We start from the raw sequence: 17,223 nt of genomic DNA on the forward strand, positions 1-17,223 counted from the left end.
ATTTGAAATGAAAACGTTATCATTTTAATTCTTTTTGGTTTACTCTTTTGTCTTCGACACGTATAATGAAATAAAGCGAGGTAAAAAATATGTTAATAATTCACAAACTTGAACATACTCACTTTTCATCAAGTGAAGCTATTATTATTGACTACATTCTTGAACAAGGTTTAAAAATAAAGAATATGTCAGCCAACAGTATTGCTAAAGCAACATTCACTTCTGCCCCACTTTTAGTACGTATTGCCAAAAAATTAGGTTATTCCGGCTGGAACGCCTTTAAAGAAGATTTTATTGCAGAACTCGAATATTTATTTAAAGAACAAAAGGTCGATGCTAGTATTCCTTTTGTTGTTAGTGATGATATTATGACAATTTCTAATAATATCGGTCAACTTCAAATTGATGCGATTCAAGACACGATGTCCATGCTGAATCATGATGACTTACAAACGGCCTTACGTTATCTTCGAAATGCTAAAGAATTAGATCTCTATGGAGTTTCTAATAACCTTTTATTAGCAGAAGGATTTAGAAGTAAATTATTTTATATTCATCGTAATGTAAATATCTGTCGTCTGCCTGGTAATCCCAAGGTTCAAGCGGCAATGAGTGATGAAACCCATTGTGCTATTTTAATTTCATATTCTGGAGAAACAGAATTTATTATTGAGGTTGCTAAGGTATTGAAAAAGAAAGAAACTCCAATCATCGCGATTACCTGTATTGCAAATAATCGCCTTTCTAAAATTGCTGATGTAACATTACGAATTTCATCACGTGAAATGTTACATACAAAGATTGGAGATTTTGCAACAACAACATCGATTAAATACTTACTGGATACTCTTTATGCAGGAATTTTTTCATTTGATTATCAAAAAAATCTTGATTATAAAATTCAAATTGCTAAAGCTGTTGATGACCGTCACTCGGGTTATGAGTTTATTGATGAAGATGAATTTCCTCAATAAACTCATCAATTCAAAACCAAACAAAAAAAACACCCCTTACGTGGGTGTTATTTTTATTTGGTAGCCTGTACGGGGTTCGAACCCGTGAATGCTAGGATGAGAACCTAGTGTGTTGACCGCTTCACCAACAGACCATGTAAATATTATAGCACTATTTATAAAAAAAAGACAATCATTATTCAAAACAATTTTTATCAATATAATTATTAGATGTTTTAGATAGTGTAGTGAATCTATGGCAAAATTATCTATACAGTTGAGTATATTTTAGACATGGACCCAGAAATATCAACATCAATAATTATAAAACTTATATTCATTATAATAATAAGTACCAACTTTAAAGCAATCAGAGCTAATAAAACAGTAATATATGCCACTTTTAAAAGCCTTTTTAATGGAAACAAAATTCCTGTAAAAAAGGCTTTTATGTATATTCAAAATACTATTTCAATTTAAGTATCAAATTATTTCATACTTAATAACCTAATGGCCAGATCGATTCTTTTAAGTGATTCATTTTTCCCTAAAATATGTGCAATTTCAACAGCTCCGCCCGGAGTAAATGACTTAAAAGTCAAAGCAACTCTGACAGGATACATAATCCGTCCATTCTTCACTTCTTTTTCTTGAGCTAAATTAATAAATAAATCATGTAACGCTAGATCATCATTAAAATTATCAAAAGTACTTAAAGCATCTCTAACCCAAATAAGAGCTTCTAATGAGTTTTCAGGATTTGTTTTCATCTTTTTATTTTTAAATAATGTTTCATCAGCATTACATGGTTCATTAATAAAATCAATCATCTCCGGTATTTCATTTAAATAGGAAATCCTCAATTGTAGTACTTGACTCAGTTCTAATAAATCAACATCGCGTGTAATTATTTTTTGATAATACGGCATTGCTAGTTGATGAAAATTTTCTAACGTTAAATTTCGTAAATAAAGTCCATTCATCCACTTTAATTTATCGAGATCAAAAATTGCTGGTGCCTTTGATATTCTTTTAATATCAAAATTTTTAATCAGTTCGGATAAAGAAAAAATCTCTTCCTCACCTTCTGGAGCCCACCCTAATAAAGCAATATAATTAATGACTGCTTCATTTAGGTATCCTTGCTTAATTAAATCTTGATATGAAGCATCTCCATTGCGCTTTGATAGCTTATGCTGCTCATCTTTCATCACTGGCGGAACATGAATGTACGTTGGAATTTCCCAATTAAAAGTTTGATAAATTATATTATATTTCGGCGTACTAGCTAAATATTCATTTCCTCGTACTACATGGGTTATACTCATCAAATGATCATCGATGATATTAGCAAAATTGTATGTTGGATAACCATCACTCTTTAGTAACACCCCCTCATCTAAAGTATCATTATCGACAGTTATTTCTCCGTATACTTCATCATTAAAAGTTGTTTGCCCCTGCTTAATTGTTTGTCTGATAACATACGGTTTATTTTCTGACAATAGTTTCTCTATTTCTTCATCAGATAATTGATGACATGGATCTTTAAATATTTGATCCTCTTTATTACCCTTAACATTTTCTTGATTACAAAAACAGTAGTGAGCTCCATTCAGCTTAACAAGCTCATGAGCGTACTTTTGGTAAATTTCTAATCTTTGTGATTGAATATATGGTCCATATCCGCCATCTTTATCAGGTCCTTCATCATATTCAAGTCCAGTATCTGATAATGTTTGATAAATTACATCTATTGCCCCAGCTACTTCCCGGGCTTGATCTGTATCTTCAATCCTCAAAATAAAATCACCATCGTCTTTTTTAGCAATCAAATAACCATACAAAGCTGTTCGTAAGTTACCTATGTGCATATAGCCAGTTGGACTAGGTGCAAATCTTGTTCTAATTTTCATAAATTTCATTCCATCCCCTTGTATTTTTTCCAATAAAGTTTTAAAATTATAAATGTCCACTAATTAGGGTATAGCCAAGCGGTAAGGCATCAGACTCTGAATCTGACATTTCCTTGGTTCGAATCCAAGTACCCTAGCCATGCATTTAAAAGTAGAGCTTTCTACTTTTTTTATTATATTCCTTTCTTATAAGTAAATCTATAAAAAAACAAGTTGAATTAACATATGTTAACCAACTTGTTTTTATTAATTGCCTCCGGGACCATCTTGACGCTCGCGTTCATCAGGATAATATTTGGTATTATTATTTGTCCATTGATTATTACCAGCTGTTTTTACTGCTTCATTTGACTTATTTTGTTTTTTCTTATTCTTCACTATTATCACCCCATAATAGTTTGTCTCCAATAAATAAATTAATACTACATTTCTAACTTATTCATAACTTTCTAACTACTTATTGTTAAAAAGTATGTAGCTAAATATTTTTAAGCTTATAACATTATTGAAAATAATATTTATCTAAAATTTATAACTATAAAACTATCTTAACATACTCTAAATTTATTTTCTTTACCATCACGATCAGCTACAATACTTTCAATCGAATGTTCAACCATATCACTGACTGCTTGTTCTGTATAAAAGGCCATATGTGGAGTTAATAAAACATTGGGCATATCTCGTAATATAGATAATTCATGGTTTCCAATCACTTTGTATTTATAATCATTATAATATAATCCTAATTCATTTTCGATTACATCTAAAGCACAGGCAGCGATTTTACCGCTCTCTAACGCACTAATCAAATCACTGGTATCGATAATACTTCCACGAGCGGTATTAATTATAATAACACCATCCTTCATTTTTTCAATAGTTTCTTGACAAACAAGATGATACGTATCTTCTAAAGCCGGAACATGAAATGTTATGATATCGCTCTTAGTAATAATTTCTTCCATTGCCACATAATCTGCATATTTTCTTACTTCTTCTTTTTCAAATGGGTCATAAGCAAGTATCTGACAGCCAAAACCACTTAGATTTTTAATCACTTTTTGACCTATAGCACCTGTTCCTATCACCCCAACAACCATATTTTCAAGTTCTAATCCAATACTCTCGTTTAATGAATAATCAAATCCAATTGCTCGACGCATGATCATTTTCATTTTTCTTAAAGCCATTAACATTATCATTACTGTATAATTTGCAACGCTGGCAGTCGAATAGGTTACATTACTTACGATCATCTTATTCGCCTTAGCTGCTTTCAAGTCAATATGATCATAACCAATAGTTCTTGTTGAAATATGTTTTACACCTTGTTCATGCCAAATCTCAATAATTTCCTTAGTGATTGCTGTAGTAATAACACTTACCCCGTTACAACCTTTTGCTAAAACTGCATTTTCTTTATTTGGTGAATCATATATTTTAATTATTTCAACACAATAATGTTGTGAAAACTTTTCAAAATATTGTCCCTCATCAAATTCTCGATAATTATATACTGCAATTTTCATGTTTTACCCCCTATTATTTACAACTACTATAGTTTAGCACTTGCCTTAGAAGATGTAAACTCTTTGTCAACTGTCACTAGGATTAACATGAACATTACAATGTTTGACTGTTGGAAAATTATTTTCAATCAAATCATGCACTTGATGAGCAATAGCATGAGCATGACGTAAATTATCATTTCCATCAACCTGTACTTCTAAATCTATATATACTTTATTACCAAATAATCTTGTTTTCAAATCATCAATATTAATTATTTCACTTTGCTCCGTAATTAAAGAAATCAAATCCTCTTGAAATTCTCTACTACAGGCATGATCAATCATTTGATCAATCGCATCATTAAAAATCTCGATCGCTACCTTTAGAATAAAACCACAAATGAGAATACTAGCAATTGCATCTAAAATATAATATCCTAAATAAAAACCAATAACGCCGACTAAACTGCCAATTGAAGAAAAAGCATCACTTCGATGATGCCAGGCATCTGCTTTCATTGCATTTGAATTGATACGTTTTGCTTCAATAATCGTATACCAATACATCGCTTCCTTAGCCACAATCGATATTACAGCTATAACAATAGCTAACGATCCATATTTTAATTTAACATTACTTGGGTTAATAATTTCTATAATACCGCCATATCCTATCAACAACGCCGTTAAAAACAACATAACTGCAAGAATAATTGCTGCCACACATTCAAACCGTTCATGACCATATGGATGTTCTAAATCACTTTCTTTACTGGATAATTTTACGCCAACCATAACTACAACTGTACTTAAAACATCTGACGCAGTATGGATACCATCGGAAATAATTGCATTAGAAAAAGATATAAACCCAATTAAGATTTTAAAAAATGCTAAAATTAAATTTCCTAATAATGTAACTGTTGAAACACGCATTACCGTTTTTTGATACTCTTCCATATTATCACCTAAGTTATTATATGCAAAAAAAGTAATCTAGTGACCTAGATTACTCATCATTTTCCTTAAATTCTTTAATAATTGTTTTAGTCGAACTTGTCCCAATTCGTTCAACTCCCAAATTTATAAATTCATTAAAAGTTTTATAATCCCTAATCCCGCCTGCTGCTTTGACTTTACAAACACCATCTACAGTTTCTAACATTATTTTCACATCTTCGATCAAAGCTCCACTTGTTCCAAAGCCAGTAGAAGTCTTGATAAAATCCGGTTTAACTTCTTTAGCAATTTGTGCACATTTCCTGATTTCATCTTTTGTTAAATAACAATTTTCAAAAATTACTTTACTAATGATTCCTGCCTCACGGCAAATCTTAACAATTGTTTCCATCTCTTCCTTGATATAAGTAAAATCACCGTCTTTAACTTTAGCAAGATTTAAAACATAATCAATCTCGTCAGCACCATCTTTGATTGCCTCAATAGTTTCAAAAGCTTTGACTGCTATTGTTGTTTGACCTAAAGGAAAAGAAATAGCTGCGCCAACATGGATTGTGGTGTCTTTTAATAATTCTTTACAAAATTTAGTATAGTAAGAATTTATTGCGACCATCTTTACCTTTAATTCTTTTGCCTCATTACAAAAAGCTTGCATCGCTTCTTTTGACGCATATGGCTTTAATAATGTATGATCAATATACTGAGTAATTTCTTCTAATGTTCGTTGCATTTATATCCCGCCTTTCTATTTATCATAATTATACTACAAACCCTCTATTATGATAACGTATTTTTATTTAACAGGATAACGTATTACTGTTTTTAAATTTTCAGGTTTACATTTTCTTGGATCACTTAAATAAATTTCATGATGTCGGCGGACTTCATTGAGATCAATTTGTAATCCATGAGTTTCGATAAATTGATATATTTTTTCAATACTCGTATTTTCTTCATCATAACTGCCTAGATGCATAATTTGAACACATTTCCCTTCTTCAATAATTTCGTAATTTACTTTATCAAGATTTAAGTATGGTTTTTTTACTTTTAATAATTCTTTAGCATGTTCAAAAACTTCAAGTGTAACAAATTCAGGTAATCTAATCATTGATTTCCAATAAAATTTACTTTTATCACCGATTACTTTTTCAGTTGGTTTTTTATCCAGCCACCATAAGCCTTCCAAAGGGGGAACTACATATTCAAAATAGCCATCTATTTTATTATCCGTCATTTTGGACATTTTAATTGTAAAAGAAATACTATATAATAATTCTAGAGCCTCTTTATATTCAGCTGATGTATTAGGATTACCTTTACCATCAACTGTTACATACGTGATTTTATCTACATTAATCAACATTGGGGACCTTTTTGGTAAATATAAATCTTTATATTCTTTCTTATAATCTAATTTAGTCATATTAATTCCTCCAATATTTTCTCAAATTTTTTAACCGATAAAATTTCTCTTGTAATAAATTTATGATTATAAAACAAACTATATGTGGTAAAAAGAATTCCCGCATTTTTTGCTTCCTCACTACTATTTAATAGTTTTAATTTAATTATTAAACCTTTTTCTTGACAATACGCTTCAATCATCGGGGCATATTTAGCTGTAAAAGGACACTGATGACTATAATATAAAACTAATCCACCTTCCTCACAAGTCATTTCTTTAATCGTAAAACTTGGTTGAACTGCTTGAGAATCTAAACTTAAATACATTAATTCATATTTATCTAGACTCATTATTGAAATAAAACCATGCTTAATTAAAAATTTATAATCCATTACAAACGGCATTTTCCTTTTTGCAGAAATAACAGTTATTCCATGTTTCTTCTGTTTACGACAATCTTCAATACAAGCTTCCAACAATTTTTTAGCTAATCCCTGTCCTTGATATTTTCCAGATACCCAAAGACAATTAATATGCATAAGATCATCACCTACGATAGGTACCCAAGCTTCTTCAAGTGGTAAATATTCAATAAAACACTTTCCCCTTACATCCATCTTTTTAAAAATCAATCCGCATTTAAACTGTTCCTCAAGCCAAGCTTTTTTAGCTTTAACTTGGATATCATTATTACTAGAAATTGCACAACAAATATGCTCCTTCTCCAAATTATTTTGATCGACTGTGATTATTTCCATTTAACTCATCCTTTCTATAGAATCATTATAACAAAACAAACTTGACATCCTCTGTCAAGTTTGTTTATAAACAGCCTTAATTTTATTAATTTCTATAATTACCTTATCTTTAAGGTCTTGAGGTTCTATTACCTCAACTTTAGACCCAAATGAGAGAATAAAACTAATCAACCAGTAATCATCAGGGACAACACTACTTACTATATAATTTCCAGCAGTATCCTCACAGATTACACCATCACCGAATTCATCAAAAACAACACTCCCTATACTTTTATCAAATTTTAAAATCACTTTAATCCTCGGGGTATTCAAATTAGGAATTTTATTTATTTTTGGTGGTAAAGCAATTTCTTCAAGTTGAAAATAATTTGATGTCGTTAGTAATTCTATAATTCTTGTTAGCCGAAAAACACGATAGCTATTTTTTTGAAGACAATATCCTTGTAAATACCAAGTATTTGCTTTAAAAAACAGTTTATTTGGAAAAACACATCGCTGTGATTTCTCACCATAAGAATTAATATATTTAAATTTAATTTCCTTTTGTTCAAAAATAGCTTTTTTTATTGTTTCAAACTTTTCATTTTGACTATTGTTATGATGCCAAGTAGTAAAATCAACTTCAATCCAATCTAGTTTATTTTTATTAAATAACGCTGCCATCTTATCAATTAAGCCTGCTTCATCTCTATCTTGAAGCCTCTCTATACATTGAAGTGCCATTAAAATTTGATTCTGTTCATCATCACTGAATGTCATTTTATCCAAAACAAATTCACTATCTATATAAATTCCACCCTTAGCTCCTTGATTGGCATAAATTGGAAATCCAGCTACGATCAAGCGATCTAAATCACGATATATTGTCCGGGTTGAAACTTCAAAGTGTTCAGCCAATTCTTTAGCAGTAGTCTGCTTATGTTCAATCAGATAATAAATAGTTTCAAATAGTCGATTAACGGACATATTTAGTCGATCCAGCCAAAATGTTTACAGGCATTATAAATACCGTCTTTGTCACAATCATCTGTAATATATGCAGCTTTAGCTTTCAAAGCATCAATTGCATTTCCCATTGCGATACTAGTCCATTCATCAGTAAACATACTCAAATCATTTTTTTCATCACCAAAAACAACTACATCACTATAATCCCCATCAAAATGATCAACCATCATTTTGATTCCAACTGACTTATCGCCAGGTTCTACAAACAAGTATTCTTGATGAAAACGACACCAAGGCAGTTCCTTTAAAGTTTCCAGCTTTTCTTCCTCTGGAGCATAACAAGCCACATATACTTTATAAATTTTATCAAAGTCTTTTGGATCCAAACCTTCTTGAACTATGGTATCCATATAGATATCATGTGTAAAATCATAAAAGCGATTATCTGGTGCCAATCGTCTTGTCGCATTATCAGGTGAAATTGCCCAAATATATCCTTTTTCCTTACATTCATTAATTAAATTGATACATTTATCGTAATCTAAGGGTTTAATTTCTACTAATTTATTATGTATTGTAATTCCATTTCCACCGTCACTTACCATATTTTCAAACCCTAGTTCTTTCATATGTTCTACTGCCATCGCATAACTCCTTCCAGTAGCAATAGCAACAAAATGACCAGCCTCTTTTAATTTTGAAATAGCTATTTTAGTCGATTCTGGTACATATTGATTTCCTGGTGTCCCAACTGCCAAAGTACCATCAATATCAAAAAAGAAAAATTTACGTTTCATTATTAAAACCTCCAACTGTTTTATCCTATCATATTTTAATATAATTATTTTTTATTTACTGAATATGAAAAGATAAAAATTTACTCATCTGTTAGCTTGTCGCTTCCATTATAATTGCCAGTAATTTCAATTTCATTACCATCTGGATCTTTGATTGTAAAATACCAGTATGGCATATGGATATTGACAAATAACAGTTCAGATACAGCCCCTATCTTTAATTTTTTAATTCGTTCATATTCACTTATTAAATCCTCTACTTCAAAATTGAATATAACTGATGTATTTATTTTATCACTATTTTCATTTTTCAAAGTTGTCAAATATGAATGATTATAATGGCCACGATAATCGTTATTTACAAGAAAATCAATATCAAATTGTCGATTATATAATGATAATGAATTCCCACAATCAAATGTAGCCCACCGATCATCATTACAATATAATGGCTCTTGCTCCAATAAAAGCTGATAAAAAGCCAGTGACTTAGCAAAATCATTGACACTAATATATGTTGTTCCTAGCCTCATTTAGTGTTCTCCTCTATTTTAAATAAAACCATCTTTTTTATTAATTCTACTGGTAATTCTTGTTCAAACATAAATTGCACTGTATTTTTATTATTTGTCTTATAATTAGCTAATTCTGTTTTAAAAGCTTCTATTGTTTGCGGTGATGTATAGAAGCCAATATGTTTTTTATATGCTGCAAACTGGACTAGAAAACCGTCTTGAAAATATGTTGGTACACCCCATGATATTTTTTCTTGAGCTTCAGGCGCCGTTTCTTTAATTATTTTTCTTAACTTAATTAAATTTATTTGTATCTGTTGGTAAAAACTATTAATATATTCGTCTACTGTTATAGTCATCATCTTCTCCTTTATCTTAGAATAACCGAATTGAAATATCTCTCTTGAAACTCTGTTAAGGCTCTAATCTGTTCATCACTATAATCAACATTATGAGGAACAACAATCAATTTATCATCATTATCATTAGTCCGCTGGATAACTGCAATAACTACCCCACGATATCTTTCTACCGGCTCAAAGACACCAAGCAAATAAGCATCAAGTTCTTCTCCATCTCCGCTAACTGTGTTTTCAATGAAACCATAATTAAGAGGATATATGAAGCCGTATTGAGGATGCTGAGAACCTAATGGACGATCAATGAGAACCTCTACTTCTTGATACAAATAATCTCTACATAACATTGGTAAAACCTCCTAACTTTAAAAATTATATGTTATTTTCTGTATCTACGCAATCGCCATAATAAAAAAAGATGCCTAAGCATCTTTATTTAACCGGAATCACTGATCCATCACTATACGTATTGGTAATAAAATCTTTAATTTTTTGAGATTGTAATACTGCTACTAAAGCTTTGATTTTTTTATCATTTTCATGTCCCTTTTGACACGCCACGATATTAACATATGGATTACTTTCATCTGCTGATTCTAAAAGAATCGCATCTTTAGTTGGATTCAAGCCAGCATCAATTGCATAATTCCCATTGATTGCGATTAATGCACCTTCATCATTTTTATACGCATTAGTTAGCAATTCTGGTTTAATTTCCTTGAATTCCAAATTTAATCGATTAGTCTTAATATCTTCAATCGTTGCATCTTGCACTTTCACTTTATCATCTAATTCAATGATCCCTGCTTCATCTAAAATAGCTAGAATTCGTCCATGATCAGCAACAGAATTAGAAATAACAACAATATCATTTTTCTTTAATTCATTAATATTTTTAATTTGTTTTGAATAAAAACCAAATGGTTCAATATGCACTCCACCAGCATTAACTAGATCATATTTATTATCCTTAATATCCTTTTCAAAAAATGGGACATGTTGGAAAAAGTTTGCATCTACATCACCATCATTTAAAGAGCGATTAAAAATATAATAGTCATCTAAAATTTTTATCTCTAGATCAATATCATAATCATCCTTTAAAATGTTCTTAGCTTCTTCCAAAATATCACCATGTGGCTTTGAGGTTGCAGCCACTAATAATGTTTTATCATCACGTTCTGTTTTTCCACCACATGCAGTTAGTGTAACTGCTAATAATAAACTAATAATTCCGATAAATAATTTTTTCATAATATTTCCCTACCTTTTATCTATTTTCCTTACAAAATAATCACCAATAAATTGAATAATAAAAACAATAACTAAAATTAAAAATGTGGCTGTATACATTACATAATTGTTAGTTCTTACAAACCCATATAGATATGCCAGATTCCCAAGACCACCAGCTCCTATGGCACCTGCCATTGCTGTATAACCAACTAATGAAATGGACATAACTGTAATCGAAGAAATCAAAGCTGGTTTAGCTTCTGGAATTAAAACCTTAGTAATGATTTGAACATTACTTGCCCCCATTGCTTTACTTGCTTCAATCGTTCCACCATCAACTTCATTTAAAGCAATCATGACCATCCGTCCATAAAATGGTGCACTTGATAAAATCAATGACGGTAATGCTGCCTTAGCACCTAACATTGAACCAACCAAAAATGTAGTCAATGGAATTAGCAAAAATACTAAAATAATATATGGTACCGCTCTAAATACATTAACGATCAAATTTAAAATTTTATTAACGATCAAATTAGGATACAGTCCATCATCTTGAGTTAAATATATAGCAATTCCCAAGACCATTCCAAGAATTACCGCAAAAATCAATGAAATCAATGTCATAAAGAGCGTTTCATTTAGAGCTGCTATCATCGCATTGATATCAATGTTTTCTAAAATACTTCGCATCTACATCACCTCCACTTTAGCTAAATATTTTTCAAATAAAGTTATTACTTTTTCATAATCACCGATTACTTGCAAAATCATAATCCCAAATGAACTATCGATAATATTGCTTAAATTAGCTTCAATTACATTTATATCACTATCACATTCTCTAATTACTTTAGTCAAAATTGGCAAACGACTAACATTTTCATCAAACACTACTTTCAATAATCGTCCTTTAGAATAAATTTTCTTTAGAACAGTCTCATCAAATTCATTATGATTTTTTCCTTCTTGAATAAAACTTTTAGTTACTGAATGTTGCGGCGAAGTAAAAATCTCTTTAACAGTTCCTTCTTCGATAACTTTTCCTTCTGACATAACTGCAATATGATTACAGATTCTTTGGACTACTTCCATTTGATGTGTGATCATAATGATCGTAATATTTAATTTCTTATTTATTTTTAATAATAATTCTAAAATCGATTTTGTCGTATCGGGATCTAATGCACTAGTAGCCTCATCGCATAATAAGATTCTAGGATCATTAGCAAGAGCTCGCGCGATCCCCACCCGTTGCTTTTGTCCACCTGATAATTCGCTAGGATAAGCATTCTCACGACCTGTTAAACCAACTAGCTCTACTAGTTCTTGAACCTTTTGCTGACGAATCCTTTTATCTTTATTACCAGCAATTTCTAAAGCTAATTCAATATTTTCACTTACTGTTCGTGACCACAATAAATTAAAATGCTGAAAAATCATTCCTACTTTAGTTCTCAATTTTCTTAATTCTATTTGTGATAAATTCCCTAAATCTTGTCCATCAATAAATATTTTACCACTATCTTGTACCTCTAATTGGTTAATTAGACGCACTAATGTAGATTTACCAGCTCCGCTATAACCAATTATTCCATAAATATCGCCATCTTCGATAGTTAAAGAAACATCATCTACAGCAACTACTTCACGATCCTTTAATCGATAAACTTTACTAACGCGCTTAATTTCAATCATAAAATCCTCCTTAAAATATAAAAACTCGTCCTTTAAGCCAAAGGACGAGCATTGCCCGTGTTACCACCTTAATTCATTATTACCTCACAGCAATAACCTCTTCGAGTACAATCATACTCTAGTGCGCTAACGGGCACACCCGTCATAGGCTAAATATCGCCTACAAGACTCCAAGACCATCTTCATTCATTATCCCCTATCCTTTTCCACCATCCAAGGATTCTCTATAAAGTTCAAGTGAACTACTCTTCTTTTCATTGTCGTTGGCAATATATTAACTAAATCTATTTTAAAAGTCAAGAGTATTTTTTAATTATTTCCTACTTTTTTACTATGCATTATTTTCCTGTCTTTTTTATATCTAAATTTATTCCCGTTTGTATCGACATTTATTCATTTTACTTGATTATCTATCAATAGTTCATATAATTATAAAAAAGGAGATGTTTATGAAAGAGCTTGAAAATAAAATTATTGAATTTGTTCAAAAACGTGGTTGGGATCAATTAGAACATCCCGAATGTCTAATTAAAAGTATTTCTATTGAAGCTGGGGAATTACTTGAATGTATTCAGTGGGATAATGATTACAAAACAGAAAATATTAGTGAAGAACTTGCCGATATAATGATATATTGTTTTCAGCTGGCATACTCACTAAATCTTGATGTAAGTACAATTATTGAAAAAAAACTTATAAAAAATGCTGAAAAATATCCTGTTAAAGAATTTTAATCTTTAGCAGGTTTTTATTTTGCAAAGTTAGCTTGACATATATTGCAAAGCAAACTATACTTTAATTGTAAAGTGTACTTTGCAAAGATAGGAGTGTTATAATGAAAACTAAAATTCCTGAACTTAGAAAAGCCTATAAAATTTCTCAAGAAGAACTAGCAAGGTCTGTCGGGGTAACCCGACAGACAATTACTTCAATTGAAGTAGGCAAATACACAGCTTCATTAATTTTAGCTTATAAAATTGCAAAATATTTTAACTTGACAATTGAAGAAATATTTGATTTTGAGGAGGAACTAAATAATGGATAAAAGAATTGTTCTAGCACGTGAAGACTTGAAAAAAACTAATTACTGGATGATTACTTTAATGATATCTGCTTTAACTTTAATCATCTTGTCCTTAACTAATGTTTTAACTATTAATTCAAATAACGAACATTACATTGACTTTGTACATGGATATCAAACAGGACTTTCTTTTGCTTTATTTGTTTTTCCGTGCATTAATCTAATTTCTAACTTCTTTTTAGCTAAAAATGAAGTAAAGTTAATTGAAAAATATATAAATGACCATGATGAACGTAAATTATTTATTGCTGACAAGGTTGGGGGAAATTTTTCTTTTACCTTTGAGATTATTACAATGGCATTGGTTTCTGTGATTGCCCCACTCTACAGTTTTGACTTATTGCTTGGAATCGTAGCTTGTATTTTCATTATCATTATAATCCGAGGATGTTTATATTTATATTATAATCATAAATATTAATTACAAAATGTAATATATATTTGACATTTATTAAAATATACACTACTATTATCTTGAGGTGATGAGATGGCTAAAAATCTAAGGATAAAAGCAGCTCGAGCTGCACTGGATATGACCCAAAAAGATTTAGCAGATGCTGTTGGGGTATCACGTCAAACAATGAATGCGATTGAAAAAGGAGATTATAATCCAACAGTTAAACTTTGTATTAAAATTTGTAAAGTTTTAAATAAATCGTTGGATGAATTATTTTGGGAGGATATTCTTGATGAAGAAATTTAAGTCATTATTTAAATGCCGACTCGATGAACGACAATTGAAAATTAGAGGAAATATCTATTTTAAGAGTTTTTCAGTATTGAGTTTTATTATTATTGCAATATTTTTTATTAAAGAGATATTTAATATTGACCTAATGATTGGTGATTGGGAATATTTAATTGCTTTGTTCATTAGTATTACTTATTGTTTTATTTTAATGATCTACTATGAAATATATCCTCTAACAAAGGCCCGGTATCGTTTATTATTTATATTTTTTGGTCTTTATGGATTTGGTTTTTTTGGTTTATATCTATTTTTAATTATCAATGGAAAACCTTTAATCATAGACAATCAATTATCCGTATTAGGCTGTGAACTAATTTTCACTTCCTTTTACATCATTATCTTTATCACCTATGTAATCAAAGTAATTTATAACCATTATCATCAAGATGATGATAATTAATGGAGGGGAAGAACATGTTAAAAGTAGAAAACTTAACAAAGACATTTAAAAAAATTAATGCTGTTGAAAATGTATCTTTCGAAGTCAACGCTGGAGAAATTATCGGTCTATTAGGAGAAAATGGAGCCGGTAAAACAACAACATTAAGAATGGTAGCAACAATGTTAAAGCCAACTAGCGGTAACGCTTATATTGATAATTATAATATTATTGATAATCCTAGTAAAATTAGAGAACATATCGGTATTTTATTTGGTGGTGATGTTGCTTTATATGATCGTTTATCAGGACGAGAAAATATGACATATTTTGCTAAACTAAACGGGATGAGTGATCAAGAAGCTAAACAAGCAGTTGATCAAATTGCTCAAGATCTAGAAATGGTAGAATATATTGATCGTCCTGTTGGTAAGTATAGTCGGGGGATGAAACAGAAAGTATCATTAGCAAGAAGTATCATTCATCATCCTGATGTTATGTTATTTGATGAACCAACTACAGGATTAGATGTTTTATCAAGTAAATTAATTCATGACTTTATCTTAAAATGTAAGCAAGAAAATAAAGCTATTGTTTTTTCTAGTCATAATATGTATGAAACTGAAAAACTATGTGATCGCGTTATCATAATTCATAAAGGAAAAATTGTTGCCAGCGGCACGATTGAACAATTAAAAAAGGAATATCAACAAGATAATCTTGAGGATTTATTTATTGAATGTATTGGAGGTAATGATCATGAATAATATTATGACAATTGTAAAAAAAGAATTTAAAGATATTTTACGTGATCGTAAAACATTACTAATGACTTTCGTTATCCCAATCATAGTCATGCCCCTATTGTTTACCTTTATCTTTTCATCAATTGGCGATATGGCATCACCAAGCGAAGATAATAAATATAAAATTGTTTTAGAAACAAATAATCCGGAAATCACTGCTCTTTTTAAAGAAGCGGGTATTTACGAACTTGTTAATAGCAAAGACCCTATTAACGAAGCTTATGATGGGAAAATCGTAGCTTACATCATCGCTAATGATATTAATGAATCATTAACACAAGGAAGTACACCTGAAGTTGACCTATATTATGATACAACCTCGCAACGTGCAATGACTGCTATAAGTACTGTTCAAACAATGTTCAGTACTTATCAAAATAGTTATTTAGCATCATATTTAGAAGCAAATCATTTATCAAGTAAAGTTTTACAACCATTTACTTATAATGAACATGCTAAAGACGAAGAAGCTGATAGTATGTCCTTAATGATGCTAGGAATGTTAATTCCTATGATGATCATTGGTTATTCTGGTTCAGGAATCGTACCTATTGCAACCGATTTAGGTGCTGGTGAAAAAGAACGGGGAACTTTAGAACCATTACTTTCAACAAGTATTTCTAGAAGTTCTATTTTAATTGGTAAACTGATTGTCACTGCAACTTTTGGTAGCATTACTTCAATTTTATCAGCAGTCGGTTTACTGCTTGCTTTTAAATTTGGAATGAGTGATACGATGGCCATCACTATCGATTTATCACTTCAAAGCATGCTGTTAATCGTATTATTAGCAGTATTATATGTAATCTTTATTTCTGCAGTGATGTTATTAGTTTCAACATATGCTCGTTCTTTAAAAGAAGCTAATACGTATTTAACTCCTGTAACCCTTATTCCGGTGTTACTTTCAGTAATTACAATGTATATGGAGCCAAGTTCAGTTTCAATGGCGATGATGAATATCCCAATTCTCAATGTTGTAATCGTTATTAAAGAAATTATATTCAATCAATTAAATTATGTTCATCTATATATGACAATTGGCTGGTCAATCGTTTATGTAATTGTTTCAATGATTGCAGCTAAAATGATGTATGAAAAAGAAGAGGTAATCTTTAGAGCATAAAGAGCCGCTGCA

At 30.5% G+C, this 17,223-nt stretch carries 23 protein-coding genes, 2 tRNA genes and 1 other annotated feature; of the genes, 9 read left to right on the forward strand and 16 right to left on the reverse strand.

What is annotated here, in order from left to right; all coding sequences use genetic code 11:
- Positions 1-89: 89 nt before the first annotated feature.
- Positions 90-974, forward strand: a complete 885-nt coding sequence (locus tag KSU54_RS04130; protein WP_003537446.1) for a MurR/RpiR family transcriptional regulator — start codon at positions 90-92, stop codon at positions 972-974.
- Positions 975-1,032: 58 nt separating this feature from the next.
- On the opposite strand, the gene KSU54_RS04135 is transcribed toward KSU54_RS04130, so the two are convergent.
- Positions 1,033-1,108: transfer RNA gene (locus KSU54_RS04135), tRNA-Glu, on the reverse strand.
- 333 nt (positions 1,109-1,441) lie between these two features.
- The gene (gene gltX, locus KSU54_RS04140) at positions 1,442-2,878 is read right to left on the reverse strand and encodes a glutamate--tRNA ligase (RefSeq protein WP_117791906.1); all 1,437 of its coding nucleotides are present in this window, start codon (positions 2,876-2,878) and stop codon (positions 1,442-1,444) included.
- A 55-nt stretch (positions 2,879-2,933) separates the two neighbouring features.
- Between gltX and KSU54_RS04145 the strand changes: the two genes are divergently transcribed.
- Positions 2,934-3,009: transfer RNA gene (locus KSU54_RS04145), tRNA-Gln, on the forward strand.
- A gap of 106 nt (positions 3,010-3,115) precedes the next feature.
- Here KSU54_RS04145 and KSU54_RS19120 read toward each other — a convergent pair.
- The 14 genes from KSU54_RS19120 to KSU54_RS04210 all read right to left on the reverse strand — a co-directional run bounded on the left by KSU54_RS19120 (position 3,116) and on the right by KSU54_RS04210 (position 13,065).
- Positions 3,116-3,247, reverse strand: a complete 132-nt coding sequence (locus KSU54_RS19120; protein WP_003537439.1) for a hypothetical protein — start codon at positions 3,245-3,247, stop codon at positions 3,116-3,118.
- 170 nt (positions 3,248-3,417) lie between these two features.
- The gene (locus KSU54_RS04150; protein WP_003537437.1) at positions 3,418-4,401 is read right to left on the reverse strand and encodes a D-isomer specific 2-hydroxyacid dehydrogenase family protein; all 984 of its coding nucleotides are present in this window, start codon (positions 4,399-4,401) and stop codon (positions 3,418-3,420) included.
- Between the two features lie 66 nt (positions 4,402-4,467).
- The gene (locus KSU54_RS04155; protein ID WP_117791907.1) at positions 4,468-5,343 is read right to left on the reverse strand and encodes a cation diffusion facilitator family transporter; all 876 of its coding nucleotides are present in this window, start codon (positions 5,341-5,343) and stop codon (positions 4,468-4,470) included.
- Between the two features lie 49 nt (positions 5,344-5,392).
- Entirely contained in the window at positions 5,393-6,073 is a 681-nt protein-coding gene (gene deoC, locus KSU54_RS04160; RefSeq protein ID WP_008791522.1) for a deoxyribose-phosphate aldolase, read from the reverse strand.
- Between the two features lie 63 nt (positions 6,074-6,136).
- Positions 6,137-6,769 (reverse strand): GyrI-like domain-containing protein, encoded by a 633-nt coding sequence (locus tag KSU54_RS04165; protein WP_008791521.1) that lies wholly within the window; start codon positions 6,767-6,769, stop codon positions 6,137-6,139.
- Positions 6,766-7,509 carry a GNAT family N-acetyltransferase gene (locus KSU54_RS04170; RefSeq protein WP_008791520.1) on the reverse strand — a complete coding sequence of 248 codons (744 nt, stop codon included), beginning with the start codon at positions 7,507-7,509 and terminating at the stop codon, positions 6,766-6,768. Before KSU54_RS04170 ends, KSU54_RS04165 begins: the two co-directional genes overlap by 4 nt.
- A gap of 54 nt (positions 7,510-7,563) precedes the next feature.
- Positions 7,564-8,478 (reverse strand): helix-turn-helix transcriptional regulator, encoded by a 915-nt coding sequence (locus KSU54_RS04175; protein WP_003537432.1) that lies wholly within the window; start codon positions 8,476-8,478, stop codon positions 7,564-7,566.
- Positions 8,479-8,480: 2 nt separating this feature from the next.
- Positions 8,481-9,257: an HAD-IIB family hydrolase gene (locus KSU54_RS04180; protein ID WP_003537431.1), complete on the reverse strand. Its 777-nt coding sequence runs from the start codon at positions 9,255-9,257 to the stop codon at positions 8,481-8,483.
- 80 nt (positions 9,258-9,337) lie between these two features.
- Positions 9,338-9,790, reverse strand: a complete 453-nt coding sequence (locus KSU54_RS04185) for a VOC family protein (protein WP_003537430.1) — start codon at positions 9,788-9,790, stop codon at positions 9,338-9,340.
- Entirely contained in the window at positions 9,787-10,131 is a 345-nt protein-coding gene (locus KSU54_RS04190) for an iron chaperone (protein ID WP_008791519.1), read from the reverse strand. Before KSU54_RS04190 ends, KSU54_RS04185 begins: the two co-directional genes overlap by 4 nt.
- 11 nt (positions 10,132-10,142) lie before the next feature.
- Positions 10,143-10,478 (reverse strand): inorganic diphosphatase, encoded by a 336-nt coding sequence (locus tag KSU54_RS04195; RefSeq protein ID WP_003537426.1) that lies wholly within the window; start codon positions 10,476-10,478, stop codon positions 10,143-10,145.
- An 85-nt stretch (positions 10,479-10,563) separates the two neighbouring features.
- A complete protein-coding gene (locus tag KSU54_RS04200) occupies positions 10,564-11,385 on the reverse strand; it encodes a MetQ/NlpA family ABC transporter substrate-binding protein (RefSeq protein WP_003537424.1) in 822 nt (273 codons plus the stop codon).
- A gap of 9 nt (positions 11,386-11,394) precedes the next feature.
- Entirely contained in the window at positions 11,395-12,060 is a 666-nt protein-coding gene (locus tag KSU54_RS04205; protein WP_003537421.1) for a methionine ABC transporter permease, read from the reverse strand.
- Positions 12,061-13,065, reverse strand: coding sequence for a methionine ABC transporter ATP-binding protein (locus tag KSU54_RS04210; RefSeq protein WP_117791908.1), 1,005 nt, complete (start codon positions 13,063-13,065; stop codon positions 12,061-12,063).
- A gap of 37 nt (positions 13,066-13,102) precedes the next feature.
- Positions 13,103-13,332, reverse strand: a binding site (T-box leader).
- A 176-nt stretch (positions 13,333-13,508) separates the two neighbouring features.
- Here KSU54_RS04210 and KSU54_RS04215 point away from each other — a divergent pair.
- The 7 genes from KSU54_RS04215 to KSU54_RS04245 all read left to right on the forward strand — a co-directional run bounded on the left by KSU54_RS04215 (position 13,509) and on the right by KSU54_RS04245 (position 17,211).
- Positions 13,509-13,799: a nucleotide pyrophosphohydrolase gene (locus KSU54_RS04215; protein WP_009009027.1), complete on the forward strand. Its 291-nt coding sequence runs from the start codon at positions 13,509-13,511 to the stop codon at positions 13,797-13,799.
- Between the two features lie 101 nt (positions 13,800-13,900).
- Positions 13,901-14,110 (forward strand): helix-turn-helix transcriptional regulator, encoded by a 210-nt coding sequence (locus KSU54_RS04220; protein ID WP_003537418.1) that lies wholly within the window; start codon positions 13,901-13,903, stop codon positions 14,108-14,110.
- Positions 14,103-14,570 (forward strand): hypothetical protein, encoded by a 468-nt coding sequence (locus KSU54_RS04225; RefSeq protein ID WP_003537417.1) that lies wholly within the window; start codon positions 14,103-14,105, stop codon positions 14,568-14,570. The genes KSU54_RS04220 and KSU54_RS04225 overlap by 8 nt, the downstream gene beginning before the upstream one ends.
- Before the next feature lie 66 nt (positions 14,571-14,636).
- Complete coding sequence (locus KSU54_RS04230) at positions 14,637-14,852, forward strand: helix-turn-helix transcriptional regulator (RefSeq protein ID WP_009009025.1); 216 nt, start codon at positions 14,637-14,639, stop codon at positions 14,850-14,852.
- On the forward strand, positions 14,839-15,300 hold the full coding sequence (locus tag KSU54_RS04235) for a hypothetical protein (protein WP_003537415.1): 462 nt from the start codon (positions 14,839-14,841) through the stop codon (positions 15,298-15,300). The genes KSU54_RS04230 and KSU54_RS04235 overlap by 14 nt, the downstream gene beginning before the upstream one ends.
- Before the next feature lie 14 nt (positions 15,301-15,314).
- On the forward strand, positions 15,315-16,046 hold the full coding sequence (locus KSU54_RS04240; RefSeq protein WP_008791516.1) for an ABC transporter ATP-binding protein: 732 nt from the start codon (positions 15,315-15,317) through the stop codon (positions 16,044-16,046).
- On the forward strand, positions 16,039-17,211 hold the full coding sequence (locus KSU54_RS04245; RefSeq protein ID WP_003537413.1) for an ABC transporter permease: 1,173 nt from the start codon (positions 16,039-16,041) through the stop codon (positions 17,209-17,211). Before KSU54_RS04240 ends, KSU54_RS04245 begins: the two co-directional genes overlap by 8 nt.
- The last annotated feature ends 12 nt before the right edge of the window (positions 17,212-17,223 follow it).

Origin of the sequence: Erysipelatoclostridium sp. MSK.23.31, from assembly GCF_019125875.1 — a bacterium.
GTDB lineage: Bacteria > Bacillota_I > Bacilli_A > Erysipelotrichales > Coprobacillaceae > Thomasclavelia > Thomasclavelia ramosa.